The following is a 16,450-nucleotide window of genomic DNA, read 5'->3' on the forward strand; positions in this document are numbered from 1 at the left end:
CCGTAGCCTGCGGTCCGATATGGCGTATCGCCCTGGATCTCATGCCCGATCTTGCTGATTCGGGGCCGGGCCCCATTTATCCTGCAGGCGGCCCTTGAGAAACAGAAAAAAATCAATTAGATAGTGGATTAAAGAAACCTCTCGACACAGCCAGACTTTCTGTTAGAATGCCCAATCTTGGCGAATCGGGAACCTTGGGCCTCCCACAAAATGTCGCCAACTGTTCGTCCCGTCCCCTTCGTCTAGAGGCCCAGGACTCCGCCCTTTCACGGCGGCAACAGGGGTTCGAATCCCCTAGGGGACGCCATCTAATTAAAATGCCCCCTGCGCCTCTGGCGCAGGGGGCTTTTTAATTTGTCGAGGTCTTCTAGAAGTAAGGGAGCCGTTTTATGAGCGCAGCAAATGGAACGGGGTTCGACCAATCGCGCCAGCGATTGGCGACGAGCGCCTTAGGTGCGAAGCCCGCCGGGTCAAAACCGCCCTGAGGTTGTATTCAGCGACCTTCAGGACGATCATCGCGCAATTAATCGGTGGCGTATCTCAATCGATTGTGTGCCCTTACGTTAGTGCGAACTGATTAAGCTGACCACACTCAATTGCCCATCATGGAGCGAACTTCGCACTCGGGATAAAAGTCCACCGAGTCTCCGCCAGATCTGGCGTCGATCACTTCCGTGATTTCGCCGGTCGTCAAGTCTTCAATTTTTATTGGGTACTGGTTCTTAAACTGCTCGCTGAACAGCACGCCCGTGAGTTCTGTTTCCATCAGTGCACCGCCACCGAGCTTAGCGAGGTAATCTTCGTACGTTGATGCCATGGCCTCCATAGCGCGACGAATGTCTTTGCCGCCGTCGATTTTGCGGGTACTGACCGTCCAGATGCGGTGTTTTTCAGCGCCACTTTCGTCAACGACTGAATAACCTTTGGCCTTATACTTGCCGATTGTTTTGGTCTCGCCAAGCGACCTTGCGGTCATGGTGCCCCGCGGTTTGGCATCGGTAATGTTCATCATTGGATTGATTAGCTGATTAAGCGCCTTTTCCTGTTCAGCAGACATTCCCTGTTTTCGAGCTTCTTGCATAGCTTCTGCAATCTGGGCGTTCGCTTTTGCCATGGCATCGGCCATTTGCTTTTGCATGTCACCCATCTTCATTCCACCCATAGCGGCGTCCAGCCCCATTGGTGCCTGCGAGTCAGCGGTCAGTTTTCGACACACCGTACCGTCAAGATCGACGATCGCCTCGCCGCGGCTTTGAAAGAGCGTGACTTCCTGGATTTTGCCCAAATGGTATTCAACCTGTGCATCGTTGCTCGATGCGGAGCCGGCTGCCGACATGGTAGAGCTCGTGCTGAAATTTCTTTCCTCAATACGCAAATCGCCCGAGGAATTGGCATAGGTGTCAATGCGGGAAATTTTGGTGTCGCCAATCCGTACTTCAGCAGTGATTTGTGCGGCTAAGACCGAACTGGACACCCCAAAGAGAAAGAAAATGAGGGTGAGTTTTTTCATGGCTTTATCCTAATGAGCAGTGCAAAACATTGGGCTACGCTACGAGACGCCAGTAGTGAACTCAATTAGGGCAGACGTACTAGTCGGGCCCAAATGCTGCTACTAAAGGCGTTTGGCGACGAGTAGTGCATGTGTACTAGGGCTTGTTGAGCACTGTTTCGCTATCATCCTCGCGACCGATGTGTAGCAGACGCAGCCTTGGGGGTAATCATGTTCAGGAACGCCATCGCGATTTTCATCTTCGTCTTTGTGTGGATGGTTCAGGCCGAACCCTGTTCTGCGGCGCCGATGTCGGCATTTGTTAGCGATTACTACTCGGATGCCTTTGAGGCGGTCAGTTCCAAGATTGACTTTGTGCCTTATCGCGGGGCGCTCAGAGATGCCGAGGGCACCGCCAGAGACGAGCGAGGCAATTCGGTGGACCAATCTCTGCTTCTTGCGGCGGCCATACGCGACTCGGTGCATGCGGTGCGCTTTGTTGAAGGTGGGTTAAATAAAGAGGCGATCGCGCAACTGCTTGGTCATTCTCATTCCAGTCCATTTGACTACTCCGCTGCCGGTCAAGTATCGACATCGAGAAATCGATACGATCCAGTGAACGACCGACAGATGCAACGCGTCGTCCGTCAACACGTATGGCTCGAAGTTCAGCTGGAAGAGAATGGCGATTGGATTGCCTTGGACCCCTCCTTTCCCAATGCCCAGCCCGGCCAATCATTCGGTACCGTTTCCAAGACTCATGAAACACTGCCGAGCCAGCTCCAGCAGAAGCTAAAGTTCACGTTGTATCGCCAAACGGCGAGCGGTGCGCGTCAGCGTGTAGGCGGTGTTCGCGGCACAGTGTCTGAGTTGACGGGGCATCCGATTTCAATTGTGCTGCGTGGGATTCCGCAATACGAACCGCGCCAAGAAGGTGATCAGGAAATAGATCGTGGCTTATTGGATAGCAAACCAGGCGGTCTACTTGGTGGCGGTTTCGGTATGGGAGGGTCAAATGACACTGCTCAGGAAAAAGACCAGGCAGCGTCCATTCAAAACAACAGCGTTGACCGTCAACTGATCGGTGTTGAATATCGCGGTGAATTCAGCGTGAAAGGGGAAAAGCCCGATTCACTTAAGGCAACGACCGTTGCTATCGAAGAGGCGTCGAACCGCATTGTGCGCGAGTGGCTGGAGATTGAGCTGCGTGTGCCCGGCCAGCGGACACGGAAAATTCAGCGTGATTTGTTTGTTTCAGCAAACGAAAAGGATCGGCCAGCTGACATTCGACGGTACAGTATTGCGGTCATCGCGGGATTGATGAACCAAAGCGAATTTGAGTTACAGCGGGCGCGTTTGCAACCCCAAGTAGTGAGTCACGCAAAAAGTGAGTTGAACGCCATTGGTACTATCGAAAATGTAAATGAACGAGCGTCAAAGCTCATCGAACTCGAGGCGGTGCATGCGTTTACGCCGTATCTACTTAATCTTGCGTTTGCTATGGAGTCTGATGCGATGACCCATCGTTTGGCGCGCGGGGCTGGAGTGAGAGTGATTCATTCGACACCGCGAATTCTCATCAGTAGCGTTGAGACCGGTGTCGACAGCGACGCTGACATCACGACCGACATAACGCTCGATTTGCGGTTGGACGAGGTGGTTGCATTGCCTTATGAGGGAATGCCAAAGGGCGTGGCATCACTATTTCAACGCGCACGTGGCATGCAGGAGTCTCATTTGGAGGGGAGTGTTCTGGAACGATTTGTAGCGGATCCGAGCAAGGTTATTACCACCACCCGACTGATGGACGCGGCCCAGCGACAGGGTAAACAGCTATTGGTGCTGACACAGAAGAGTAAGGAAGTGCTCAGTGAGTTGATGCTGCCAAAAATTGTGTTGCAACGCTTGGAGGCAACCCTAGAGGAGGGGTATCAGGTCATCATTCCTTCCAGTGCCGTGCAGTTGTTTGGTTCCGCACACTGGGGTTGGTGGAGTGTTGATCAGACAACGGGTGCTTTTGTGGGTGTCATGGAAAGTGGTCAGCACCAGGCGATGGGTCAGTACTCCCTCACGCTTGAAAAGATTGGCGTGAATGACGCCATGGGCTTCGTAATAGGGGCGCTCACAGGGTCCACGGCAACCATGACCCTGTATTCGGCAAAAATGATTGAATACGGACAAGTCACCGAGCAATTGATCGCCGAGGTGGCCGCCGGAATTGAGCGGTTAACCTGCGTCACCTGCCCAAGTTTCGAAGTCGTCGTATCGCCAGTGGCCGCGTCCGCTAGCATTGGGTCTCAGTGCTTTGAGGAGAGTGGTTACTCAATTGGAACTGGCGCTGGTGTCAGCGGCAGTATCAGTTTCTGCGAGAAATACAAATTGGGAATTTCTTGTGCTGCCAGCCTCATGCTGGGTACGTTTGAGGTTGAAGGAAACGTGGGTGTTGGTCCGAATGTGAATCTAGATCTGGGGCCACTTAGTTGCGATTAACGCCCATGTTGACGTCGTTCCTGACTGTATTTTGGACGCTAGGGGTGTGTGCTCAGACCTTGACCTTACCCAGCGACAGTGCGCAAGACGTCCGTGAGGCGGCGACTGCTACTGAGATCGAACCCAACAACCGGCGGTCCGAGGCGACTGAGGTTGATGTGGAATGGCCGATTCGAGGCAGTCTGGGAATCGGTGATGTCGACTATTTTCGGTTCTCCATCGGGGACGAGAATGTCAATCGGGATATTGGTTTTGACCTTTCAACTGCCGTCAGAGTTGACTTGTGTCTGTACGGCAGCGCGGGCAAAAAGATCAAATGCACACGTGGCCATCGCACCATCTTCTCGGGACTGACGCTAAAGGGCGACTATCTACTGTCTATCTCGACGGTCGCCAGACAAAAAAATGCCATCGCCTACTCCCTCAAGATGACTGGGTCTCGGCCTAATCGAACGAACGAAGAGGTTGAGCCAAATGACCGAGCAGAAGATGCCTCTCTCCTAAATTCAGAAGGCCTGATCAAAGGAACGATCAGCGAAGACGATGTGGATGCTTTGCGTTTTCGTGTGAGTGGCGAGCGCAAGATGTGGCGCATCGTCGCTTCCAGCGAAGGCATTAATGCGATCTCGTTGGAGACGTCGGGAGGCCGGGAACTGCAACAGCGCAGTGGCAGCAAGAGTGAGCGTGTTCTGGACTTTCTGTTTTTGCCGCAAGGGGACTATATCGTCAAGCTGAAGGGCAAAAAGACTGCTGTGGATGAGCCGTATACGCTGACGGTTGAGGGGGTAGGGGCGCTCGAAGAGCGTGCTGCGAAGATGGCTGCCGATGATCACGGTTCACTGTCGTCTGCCGGAGCGCGAATTGAAACCGAGCCGAACGACCATAGAAGCCAAGCGCAGCGTATGCAATTTGCGTTGGATTACATCGGTGAATTGGCGCGCGGCGATACGGACTACTATCGGTTTTACTTGCCCGGCCATGCTCGCGTACGCTTCGACGCAACACCGGCCGGCGACGGCCAACTGAGTATAGCGGTCGATGGAAATCGAATCGGTAGCAGTCGGCAACCCAACGAATCGCTGCAGATAGAGCAGGATCTGTTGCCCGGAGATCATTTGCTGCGGCTACGCAGCAGCCGTCCGGGGCAGGGGACCTATCGCCTGCAGGCCGTGATCATCGATCCATTTATCGAGCCGGACAATGAATTGTCGTCGATTGAGGTGAAGATTACTGGCGACACACCAACACTGGCAGCGTATGAAGAGACGGGACAAAGACTCAAGTTGGCGATGCGTGTGCAAAATAAGGCAGACCAGGTAGAGAATCTCACAGTCGTTTCAGCAAGTAGCCATGCGGGTGTCCATGTTCAGAGTGATCAACCGGCGTTGACGCTAAATCCGGGTGAAGCTAAGCGAGTGACCTTTGATATTCAGGTGCAACCGGACCTACGTGACGATCTGGATACTCTGATTTCAATGGGCGTTAGGACTCGCTCAAATGACTACACGGGTAATTCGATATTTCTTGACGCCGCGTGCGGTGTGACGCCGGTTAATGCCACTCGTCTCTGGCCAATTCCTGAGGCTTTGTTGGGGCAGGTTAATGCCGCTTGGACGGGCATGGGCGGACGACTGTTGGACGCTGGCCGGCACGGAGGTAGAGCAACCGATGACGTCGTCACCCGATCTGCCGGCGCCTGGCATCCCAAGCCGGGTGTCTACACGGTAGAGCTCGGTGGCGACAAGCCGTTGACCGTCATTGGTACGATTATTCATCCGACCGGTTCCCCCCACACTGAGAATCAACTCAAGGAGTTTGCTCTGGAGCTGTCTACTGATGGTAAGCACTTCACGTCGGTACTCGAAGGGTCTCTTCGCGCGGATGCGCAAGAGCAAGGTTTCGTTCTTGAGCAACCTGGCAAAGCGCGATTTGCGCGGTTGCGAATGCTCAATAGCTACAAAGGGGAGAATCGCGAAATCGCGTTTGGCGAATGGAAAGTCATCGTCAGCGACTCGCCTGCCGAAGTCCTCGGTACTGCGGTCAACATTGCAGACAATCAGTTGGGTGGCTACGACGTGTATAGCCTCCCGTTTACCGGTGGTCGCTGTTGCCATGAGACATTTAGTACCGCAGCGGAAGATGGGCAGTTTTCTGGGTCGCATGAGAAGTATGAATGGGTGATGGGTTTTCGTAATAACCGCGCTGCAAAAATCGCATCGTTGCAATGGGTTTCATCTGAACAGTGGGGCGTGAAAAATACCAATCGGTTTTTCAGTGACGTGGATATTGCGGTCGCGATGGACAGTCCGACCGGGCCGTGGCGGCCTTTGGCCAAGTGGCCCTTGAAGCGAGACAGCGACAACGTGGCAACGTTGCAGCTGGATTCACCGGTTTGGGCTCGATTTGTCAAGTTCCGTGCTGCACCGCCAGCCGGTGTGCCGATTGTCCCGAAACACGTCAAGATTATTGAGGCCGCAACGAGCCTTGATTACCAGTCGGTCGTTGGAGAATGGGGCTATGCAACAAAAGCGGCATCCTTCGAGCGTTATGCAGCCCAAGATGCGTACGAAGCTGTTACACAACGCGATGCCGGTGATAGTCGAGCTTCGGCATCATTATTGACTGTCGATAATCGAGTCGGCGGCACGGTTCTTGTGGGGGAAGATGAGGACTGGTATCGGGTGAGCGTGTCCACCGGATCCAATACGCTTTTATGGCGATTACACAATCGATCATCCATCGAATACGCTTACCAGCTGTATGATTCGGCGGGTCGTGAGGTGGTAACAGAGTCGCGCACCGTCGACGAGTATTTGGAACTCAGTAGTCGCGTTCAACCCGGGGAATACTATTTGAAGTTGTATGAGCCAAAGCGCTCCGTCCTTTTTTCTTGGGACACGAGTGGCAGTGTCGGCCCGTACTACGATGTCATTGATCACACCATGAAAGCGTTTGCCGACGGCATCAGACAAGAGCGCGAGGAAGTCAATTTGATTCCGTTTAATGATCCTGAGCCTGTTCTATTATTGGATCAATGGAGCAGTGATCCGAGCGGAGTGTCACAAGCAATTGTCAATTCAGGAAGGAGGTTCGGTTCCAGTAATGCCGAGTCGGCCCTACTCATGGCGACAACAGAATTAAAAGATCGTGTGGGCACAAAGGCGATATTGTTTGTGACCGATGCAGAAACCGATGGACTGCAGAGAACGGGCGACTTGTGGCGCGCATTGAGTGAGGTAAGACCACGCGTATTCAGTTTCGAGCTAAGTTCCAAAGGGCGGGCGACACCACAGGATATGATGCAAAGCTATGCAGCCGTCAATAATGGCTATTACGACTACGCGTTAACGGCGGGATCGCTACAGGTTGGGTTTGATCGGGCAATATGCAAGATTCGTCGACCCAAACCCTACAGCATCAGTGCACACTACGATGAGCGAGCGCTTCCCGATCCTGGCAGCCTCAAAGTTGAACTGGAGCGCTCGCTCTCACAACAGGATGCGGTTGAGGTGATTCTGGACGCATCTGGGAGTATGTATAAGAAACTGGGTGATGAATTTCGTTACCAAATTTCACTCGATGTGCTCGATGATTTAGTCACGAATGGACTACCGGATCAGATCGGTTTCGCTTTGCGCGTGTTTGGTAATCGCGAGGCCAGTAGTTGCCGCACCGATCTGGAGATTCCCTTGGCGTCGCTCGACCGCACAGCTGTTCGTGAGAAAATCAAAAGAATCAGGCCGCAGCCCTACGCCTACACTCCGCTTGCGGCCTCCATACGCCGTGTCGCGACCGATTTGCGGTTATCAAAAGGTCGCAAGACTGTGGTGCTCATTACCGACGGGGAAGAATCCTGTGATGGCGATGTGAGCGAGGCGATCAATGCGCTTCGCGAAAACGACATAGACGTACAATTGAACATCATTGGATTTGACGTTGATGCAGACAATGAGAAGAAAGCACGTGAGGCGTTTCAGCGTTGGGCCAAGCTTGGCGGGGGCGCTTATTTTGATGCCGACAGCGCCGATGGGCTGGCGGATTCTCTGGCGCTGGCAACCCGTATTTCGGTGGCCTTTGACGTTGAGGATGCAAACGGCGACAGTGTGGCAAGCGGTATGACGAACGGGCCGACGCTAAGTTTGTTACCCGGCGAGTACACGATCACGTTTGCCGACGATTCGATCGCATCGCAAGCTATCGAGATTATCAGTGGGGAAATTACCCGGCTAGTGGTTGAGTAAGTAGAGGATCTTTCGCAGAATTAGGGATCTATCGGAACCCGTAGGTTGCCGCTAGCGAGGCGGCAGCTGAACGTGAACTGACACCCAGTGACTTGAGCATAGCGGATACGTGAATGCGCACCGTATAGGGTGATAGGCCCAGTGTGCGCGCAATCTCTTTGTTGGATTGGCCTTTAGCGATGAGTTTCAACACGTCGATCTGCCTTGGCGAAAGGGCCGCGAGGGGGTCCTCTTGATTCACGTCGTCTTGTTGAAAATCGCCCTGACTGGATGCCATGAGGGTCACCGTCTCACCGTCCAGTACATTGACGATTGCCGTCGAGATGAACTCCGGTTTGACTGCTTTGGATACAAAGCCGTTAATGCCCGTCGCCATTATCTCGTTGATGGTATCACTGTCGCGCATCATCGAGATCACCAGGATTGGCGTAAACGGGAGCTGTTGTCGCAGCTTTGGCAGATCCTTCTGGTGATCAAAACCAGGAAAGAAAAGGTCGAGTATGGCGATATCCGGCGATGGATTCACGACCAGCGCATCCCTCACACCGGCGATGTCGCCCGCCTCATGTATTGTGATGCCGGCATAAAGACGCGTCAGCATCAGGCAGATGCCTTCTCGAAAAATCGGGTGGTCATCGGCGACGAGCGCTTGCACGGGAATTCCTTACTCGCAATTAGGTATTGAGTGTACCCGAGCTTAAGCTCTGTGCCATTAGTACGGAAGCACTAATGCAGGTGGTACGCGATCTCAAGGGGTTTTGGTACTATGTTTTGGTAGATGTGCCGGAGATATGCGCGCTCTCATGCTTGGAATGTTATTCCCTAAATCCAGTAATGCTGACACCAGGAATTTTCTCCAACTTTGGTTGCGACCTAAGTCTGCGTTGCCACTGCTTGCCTTTAACGTAATCGTTGCAGTTTTCTTTGTGTTGGTTTTCTGGCGGGAACACTCGCGCGAAGATCTTACGGTTTGGTTAGTGGTTATTATTGGATTAAGTGTTTTAGAAATTGCTTTCCGGCGACTTGGATGTGGGCTATCGCAGCTGAGTGACGATACGACCGCAAGACTCGTGCTGGTTGTGGATGTGATGATCGGATGCTGTTGGGCGTATGCGTCGTGGCGCTACTTTTCCGCCGAGTTACCGTATTTGTTGTTGTTCTTTTTATTGTTGATTGCGATCTGCACAGTCGTCTTTCAGCATCTCTTAATCGTGCCTATGGTTCTTCGCGTTGGCGTCGCGCTTCCCGTAGCCGCATTACAAGTCTATGGCGTGGGTGACAACCTCTCTATCGTGCAGGCATCGGTTCTAATTGCCATTTGGTTGGGGGTGTTATTTTTGGGGCTGCGGTTACACTTTTCTGTACGTCAGCGCGTGGCATTGATAGCAAGTCGAAATTCACTGCTTGCGAAAGTTGAAGAAAGTGCGCGGGAACTTGATCAGGCGCGTGTTCGTGAGGAAGAGTCCCGGCGTCAGGCAGAGTCGGCCAATCTGGCAAAATCGCGTTTTCTGGCGCATTCCAGTCATGACCTGCGTCAACCGCTCCATGCAACGAGCTTGCTATTGGAGTCGATTGATGATGAACAGCTCGACGAGCAGACGACCCATACCATCGGTCGCGTACGTAAGTCGGTTGAATCGCTGGCCGGGCTGTTTGATTCATTATTGGATTTGACACTGTTGGACACCGGGCAGGTCTCAATTCGGCATGAGACGTTTGAGGTTAGCGAAGTCATCAAGGAAATTGGCTTTGAGTTCTCTGCTGCCGCAACCCATCATCAAGTGGCGTTGATTACCGATCCTACCTCGAGATGGATTCATTCGGACATCACAGTGATTCGACGAATTCTACAGAACCTGGTCGCTAACGCGATAAGGCATGCGGATGGTCAGCAAGTGTCCATTGTGGCGAGTGAGCGGGATGATGGAATTTGGCTGGAAGTGCGAGATACAGGGATCGGGATTAGCGAACAAGATCAAGTACGGATTTTCGAAGAGTTTACCCGATTAGACTCGAACAGAATGGATAAGTCATACAGTAGCCTTGGTCTGGGTCTAGCCATCGTTAGTCGTCTCGCAAAGCTCATTCAAAAGCAGATTGATTTGACATCAGAACCTGGTCGCGGAAGTGTTTTTCGGGTCGGTCCGTTCAAAATGCAGTCAGCGGCGGTTGCGAAGACCTTGCGTGCCGAAAGGGACAAGCGTTCAATGGAGCCGCTTCGTGTGTTAATCGTAGATGACGATCCGGATACGCTGCGTGCCACAGGTAAGCTGTTGAAGAAGTGGCGATTCGTCGTTGAGATGAACAATGGTATTGAGCCTTTATCCCAAGACAAACCCGATGTATTGATTTGTGACTTCGAGTTGGGTGATCATAAAACGGGGGTCGATATTATGCGTGAGGTACGCCAAGAACACGGATCCGTCATCCCAGCTCTTTTGATTTCCGGCAACACGTCACCGGAGCTCGCCGCCCTAGCGTTAACGGAGGGCGTTCCGTTGTTGCACAAACCGGTTCGAGCGGCACAACTTAAATCGGCGATTCTGACTCTGCTGGGAAACACCGCTAAACGATCTCAAACGTCTCAAAAATCATAATGTAGTGGGGGTAGGGATGACTGCCAATGATTCGCCGAACAGCGATCCTAAAGGAAATGTTGCCAAAGACATCCGTAGCGACCTTGACGCACTACGGGCGCTGGATGAGTCCGAGTCTCGAGCAAATTGGGGTCCTGCCGTTGCAATACTCGTTTTACTGGTTTGTACGTTTGCGTTTGTCGGGTGGTTTGGGTTTGATCAGAAAAACAGTGATTCCCCGCTGGTCTATAGTGAGAAGGTCGCCGTCGACCAAGCATTAGTCGGTGGATCATGGGTTGCGGAGGCCTTAAATCAAGCACTGAACGCAACTTTACGTTCTAGCGAATACGTGCGGGTTGCCAATGTGACCGAATCCGCTCAGTTGGGCCGACGCTTTGGCGGTAAAGTGCAAACCCAGTCGAGCAAAGACGCGCCCTGGGTTCTTCAGACAGTCGTGAGTGGCAGCGATGATGATGTGCTATCCATAACCTTGGTGCTTGTTGACAATAGTGGCGAATCCGCGCAGCGCAGTGCGACGATCGTCGGCACGAAGAATGGGATTTTCGACCTGGCAATTCGCTGCGCTGAGCAAGTGCACGCCTGGTTTGGTATCGATGGCCTTGCACGCGACACGGTCTCATTTGCCAACAATGAAATTCCTGGTCCTAAAGCCAGTCGCCTTTATGGGTCCGGCATGGCGGCACTAGAGTCGCTCGATCCAACTAAAGCGATTGAGTACTTTGATCAAGCGTTGGCAGTATCGCCGAACAACCCCACAATTTTAGAGGGTTTGGCGAGGGCTTGGTTGCAACTTGGCTACCGAGACAAGTACGTCGATGCGGCGAAGCGAGCGTTTGAAGCCAGCGACAAGCTGTCACGCAAGCGTCAATTGGAGCTCGAAGCTCGTTATGCGGTTGCCACGGAGACATGGGAGCGGGCGTCGCAGGTCTACGGCGCCCTAAAAGAATTCAGCCCTGACGATCTGAGTTATCGGTTGGCTTTGGCCGAAACCCTGGTGAGTCAGAATTTGGGTGATGAGTTTGAAAAGAGCATTGCGGAAATGCGTTCTCTGGGCGGCGGGCTCGGTGCGGACCCACGCATTGATTTGACCGAATCATGGTATTGGTATGTGGTCGGTGACTACAGTCAGTGTGCGGCACTGGCAACGAAAGCAAAACAAAAAGCCAGCGAAAGGTCGCATCTGATGGCCGAAGCGCTCGTTGCCTATTCTCGTTGTGATGATAACTACAATCCGACGCTTCTACTCGAAGCCCGAGCCATATTCAATGAACTAGGAATTACTTCTCGGGAACCAGAGATACTTCGCCAGCTGTCGCAGCATGAATACGCACAGGGCAACATGAGTGAGTATCTGGGCTATCTGGAAGACGCTGTCGCAGTGTCTCAAGAGATGGGCAACACGCCGCAGCTTGCGGCCTCCCAGAATTCGCTCGCGCAAGCCTATGACCTACACGGATGGCTGGAGCGCGGTCTCGCCTTAAAGAAGGAAGTTGCCGACTACCAGCGCGTTCGGGGGAACAAGAACCGGGAGTCGATTACGCTCGAGAATATTGGCGTATCGTTATTCAAATTGGGTCGTTACGAGGAGGCCTTGCGCTCCTACGCCTCTGCCGAGACGATCTTTCATGAAATCGGGGACAAGATTGGTATCGCCTGGTTACCTTTTCGGCGTGGGCAAATTGCCCTGCGTCAAGGGCGTCTAGATGAGGCGCGACGGTTAATGGAACAGGCTGCTGAAAACGCCCAAGAGCGTCCGGAGGGTAATCTTCTTCTAAACGCGCACTACGAACAAGGACTGTATCTGTTGTATGCCGGTCAATTTGATTCAGCGAGAGCACAATTGGAGAAAACGCTGAAGAAGTTCCAAGAGCTTGGGCTTGATCTGAGCAGTGCGGAAGCGGCTATTGCATTGGCACGTGTTTATCGTGCGCTCGGCGAGCCCGAAAGTGAGGAGGTACACCTTGATACGGCACAAGGGCTGATAACGGATGATGCCGCTTACCTGTCGCTCTCTATTGCGATTGAGATGATCGACTTTTCAAGTGCCGCGCCACCGCTAGAAATGGCCAATCGCTGCAATCGGTTGAGGCAATCTGTAAGCAATCAGGAACATTTGCTCTACGTGCTGCGAGCCCAAATCAATTTGGCGATGTGCTCGGTCATCGTGGATCAAGAGTCGGCCACGGATGCGCTTGACGATCTGGATGGAATTATTCACCAAGCGGAATCATTTGATGTTTTCGAAGCACAGATAGCCGGGAAAATTGCGAAGAGTGTCGTGTTGCGAATGCTCGGTGAATCGACCGAAGCCGACGCAGTAGAGGCGCAGGTGGCACAGCGGGTAGCGCAAAGCAATTGGTTGATACGATCCGTTCCAAAGAGTGTTCACTGAGAGGGTAAATCGGATAGCGTGTCGGCTGATTCCCGATTGGAGGGGTGGGGATCATTGGCAGAGGGAGAACGCTGATGCCACCTCGCACCAGTTTATGGACCAGGTTACCTTCCACCCCGTCGGAATGCCCAAGACGTTAAGCCTGTCCCGTGGACATAGCGACCAATCGGTTGTTCTTTTCGTTTGGCTGGGAATACCACGCGCGCCCGATATAGTTCTCCTTCGTTTCGGTCACAAGCTCCTCTTGTACCCGTGCGCGATAAGCGCACAATCTTAGGCCCCACACGGCGACTTGTGCCGCGTTGCGTTTGCAATTAGGCGCTGCAATCCGAATTTCGTGCAGCATTTCCATTCATATGTGAATACTGAGTCTCGTATGGCATTGGTCTGCGCGAATACAGGCTCATCGACGGTCGTCATTTGACGCCCTGTATTGGGCGGTTAGCGATTGAAAACCGTATGGTTTATACCGATTACTCCCATACGGTCGCGTGGCTAAGGTGCGTCACATTGCAGGCGTCGATCGGAATTCGCCCGATATGTCCTCGGTGTAAGGGAGCGTGCTAGACTCGATGACAATCGGCGGCATACTCAGAATAAATCGGCGGGGATCCATCGCACGAACGCAACAGTAGCCGCCTGTTCAGTTAATGTTTAGGGGGGGTACCACTATGATTCGGAACGCAACGGGTTGCGCGCTAGAGTACGCAGCAAATTCTGACACACGACACAATGCGCGCTTTAATGTGTCGATGGGCAAGGTATTCAGTGCGTTGGTCACCATGCTCGTCTCTTTGTCGTTTGCGACGGCGATCTCTGCGCAGGAGGCACCGTTTAATATTGGCTTGGTCGGCACATTTGATCAGGCGAATAACTACGCCGATATTTGGGGCGATGGCAATTACGCCTATCTTGCTCGATTCGGCGTTAACGAAATCAATATTGTGGATATCTCCAATCCTGCTTCGCCACAGTTAGCGGCGACTTACGACACGGGTGTCGGTGGAGCGAGCGCGCAAGACGTTAAAGTACACAACGACCTGATGTTCGTGAGCCTGGAAGGGGTTAGCCCCGGTGCGCAGATCGTTGATGTGCGCAATCCGGTTGCGCCGGTGAAGCTCACCGATATTACTGTCCGAACGGCGGTGCACAACACCTTTTATTATGAGGGCTGGTTGTACCTCGTGGACAGTCAATTAAACGAAGTCGACATTGTTGACCTGCGAAATTACGATCCTGACAGCGCGCCGAGCGTGATTGCGACAAGCACCTACGAAATGGTTAACGTCGGGAATCAGTTCGTGCACGACATTACGGTGCAGGATGATCGACTCTACGTGTCCGCCTGGGACTCGATTCGTATTTTTGATGTGTCGAACCTCGATAGTGGGCCACCGGTGTTTATGGGTTCGGCGCAAGGCAATGCCGTCCATGCGGCTTGGCCAACGGGTGACAATCGTTTCTTGGTGGTATCAGAAGAACGGGCGAGTGGTGGTTTGACGCTCTACGAACTCGATGACAATGGCACAACAGTCACCCTCACACTTCGCGATGCGCTCACGCTTGACTCCAGTCGCGCTTTCAGTACCCATAATCCCGTGGTGGTTGGTAATACGGTCTACGCTTCTTGGTATGAAGCCGGTTTGCAGGTGCTTGAAATCGACCCGGTGAGTGCTACCTGGGACGTTGTCGCCAGTTACGACACGTCACTCTTGACGGGTGCGAACGGTTTCTTTGACGGCAATTGGGGTGTCTACCCCTTTCTGGGTACCGATCGAGTTTTAGCCAGCGACGTGCAAAACGGTCTGTTTGTGCTTGATGTCGATCCCAATTTATTGCGATTTGATTTCCCGGGCGGACTGCCAACCACGGTGACACCACAGTCACCCACTGTGCTTCAATTAGTGATTTCAGAGATTGGATCACCACTTGATCCGGCTACGGCCACGCTTCAGCTGGCAATCGATGGCGTATCCCAAAGCCCGGTTGCCCTCAACAGTTTGGGCGGTGGCGTCTTCGAAGCGGTGTTACCCGCTGCAACGTGTGGCAGCGTGATCACCTACTCAGTGACCGCCCAAAATGCGCAGGGGGATACGTTTACCGAACCGTCGACGGGCAGTTATACGACCACCGCGGTGAGTCAGGTAGTGAATACGTTCAGCGATACGTTTGCATCCGACGCCGGGTGGTCGACCGTAGCCACGGACCTCACGACCGGAGAATGGGTGTTGGGTACGCCAATCGGCACCGGCGCGCAACCGGGCGGGGGATGGCCAGGCGATGCCGACAACCAGTGCTATTTCACCGGACAGGGCACACCGGGTGGTGGTATTGGTGAGGCCGATGTCGATGGTGGGCCTGCCATTCTGACTTCACCCGCCATGGACTACTCACAAGGTGATGGTCCGGTGAGCTATGTGTACTGGTTTTCTAATGACGATGGCGATGACAGTTTGGTGGTCGAACTGTCGAGCGAGGGTGGTGCCTGGGTGGAAGCCGCTCGATACTCAGGTGGCGTGGGTAACTGGATCGAAGACAGCGTGAATGTTGGTGACTTCGTGACACCCAGTGCCGACGTGCGCGTGCGTTTCGTCGTATCGGATAACCCGAACGATTCGGTGACGGAAGCCGCAATCGATTCGATTCGCGGCGATGTCTTTTTGTGCGATGTAATCACCGATACTGATGGTGATGGGGTCGGTGACGACACCGACAATTGCACGAATGTGGCTAATCCCGATCAGCGTGATACGAATGGTGATGGGTTTGGCAATGTCTGTGACGCTGACCTCAACAACGATGGCGTCATTAACTTTATCGATGTAAGTCAGTTCAGCGCGGTATTCCTCGGCAACGACGCTGACGCCGATTTTAATGGCGACGGTGCGGTTAATTTCGTTGATTTTGTACTTGTCAGCCAGAGTTTCTTGGGCGCACCGGGCCCTAGCGGCGTAGCGCCCTAACGCAAAGGAGTGATGGTAATGAAACGTTTCTTTTTGGCGCCAACAAAAAGTGCACTCTGGCTGCTGTGCGTGAGTGCGTGTCTTAACCTTTCGTTCTACGCAAAAGCCGATCAAATGAACGATTGTTTAGCCAATCCTGGGGTCGCCGATTTTTTTGGGTTTACCCATCGGATCGAGATCTTTTTGGATAACCGTACATGGTATTTTGCCGGTCCCGAGCTTGAGCTTAATTTCGCACAGCGAGGACAAGCACAGGATGTGCCGGGACATTGCTGGAC

The 16,450-nt window shown here is 53.1% G+C and carries 8 protein-coding genes and 1 tRNA gene; 7 read left to right on the forward strand and 2 right to left on the reverse strand.

The genetic code is table 11. The annotated features are described in order from the left end of the window. The first annotated feature begins 231 nt into the window (after window positions 1-231). A tRNA-Glu gene (locus AAF465_13840) sits at window positions 232-307 on the forward strand. 285 nt (window positions 308-592) lie between these two features. Here the strand turns inward: AAF465_13840 and AAF465_13845 are convergent. Beyond that, on the reverse strand, window positions 593-1,510 hold the full coding sequence (locus AAF465_13845; GenBank protein ID MEM7083807.1) for a hypothetical protein: 918 nt from the start codon (window positions 1,508-1,510) through the stop codon (window positions 593-595). Window positions 1,511-1,720: 210 nt separating this feature from the next. Here AAF465_13845 and AAF465_13850 point away from each other — a divergent pair, with 210 nt between their 5' ends. Continuing rightward, complete coding sequence (locus tag AAF465_13850) at window positions 1,721-3,979, forward strand: hypothetical protein (GenBank protein MEM7083808.1); 2,259 nt, start codon at window positions 1,721-1,723, stop codon at window positions 3,977-3,979. A 5-nt stretch (window positions 3,980-3,984) separates the two neighbouring features. After that, the gene (locus AAF465_13855; GenBank protein MEM7083809.1) at window positions 3,985-8,220 is read left to right on the forward strand and encodes a VWA domain-containing protein; all 4,236 of its coding nucleotides are present in this window, start codon (window positions 3,985-3,987) and stop codon (window positions 8,218-8,220) included. Between the two features lie 28 nt (window positions 8,221-8,248). On the opposite strand, the gene AAF465_13860 is transcribed toward AAF465_13855, so the two are convergent. Beyond that, the gene (locus AAF465_13860) at window positions 8,249-8,875 is read right to left on the reverse strand and encodes a response regulator transcription factor (protein MEM7083810.1); all 627 of its coding nucleotides are present in this window, start codon (window positions 8,873-8,875) and stop codon (window positions 8,249-8,251) included. Window positions 8,876-9,023: 148 nt separating this feature from the next. Here AAF465_13860 and AAF465_13865 point away from each other — a divergent pair, with 148 nt between their 5' ends. The 4 genes from AAF465_13865 to AAF465_13880 all read left to right on the forward strand — a co-directional run. After that, window positions 9,024-10,817: a hybrid sensor histidine kinase/response regulator gene (locus AAF465_13865; GenBank protein ID MEM7083811.1), complete on the forward strand. Its 1,794-nt coding sequence runs from the start codon at window positions 9,024-9,026 to the stop codon at window positions 10,815-10,817. A 16-nt stretch (window positions 10,818-10,833) separates the two neighbouring features. After that, complete coding sequence (locus tag AAF465_13870) at window positions 10,834-13,209, forward strand: tetratricopeptide repeat protein (GenBank protein MEM7083812.1); 2,376 nt, start codon at window positions 10,834-10,836, stop codon at window positions 13,207-13,209. A 671-nt stretch (window positions 13,210-13,880) separates the two neighbouring features. Next, a complete protein-coding gene (locus AAF465_13875) occupies window positions 13,881-16,172 on the forward strand; it encodes a thrombospondin type 3 repeat-containing protein (GenBank protein ID MEM7083813.1) in 2,292 nt (763 codons plus the stop codon). Window positions 16,173-16,190: 18 nt separating this feature from the next. Then, window positions 16,191-16,450: hypothetical protein (locus tag AAF465_13880; GenBank protein MEM7083814.1), on the forward strand; the 260-nt coding region annotated here is incomplete at its 3' end.

Source organism: Pseudomonadota bacterium (assembly GCA_039028935.1).
GTDB lineage: Bacteria > Pseudomonadota > Gammaproteobacteria > Steroidobacterales > SZUA-146 > SZUA-146.

Coding starts and splice junctions, on each gene's coding strand:
- AAF465_13845 (MEM7083807.1), bottom strand. CDS start 1,510: ATGAAAAAACTCACCCTCATTTTCTTTCTCTTTGGGGTGTCCAGTTCG.
- AAF465_13855 (MEM7083809.1), top strand. CDS start 3,985: ATGTTGACGTCGTTCCTGACTGTATTTTGGACGCTAGGGGTGTGTGCT.
- AAF465_13875 (MEM7083813.1), top strand. CDS start 13,881: ATGATTCGGAACGCAACGGGTTGCGCGCTAGAGTACGCAGCAAATTCT.
- AAF465_13870 (MEM7083812.1), top strand. CDS start 10,834: ATGACTGCCAATGATTCGCCGAACAGCGATCCTAAAGGAAATGTTGCC.
- AAF465_13865 (MEM7083811.1), top strand. CDS start 9,024: ATGCTTGGAATGTTATTCCCTAAATCCAGTAATGCTGACACCAGGAAT.
- AAF465_13850 (MEM7083808.1), top strand. CDS start 1,721: ATGTTCAGGAACGCCATCGCGATTTTCATCTTCGTCTTTGTGTGGATG.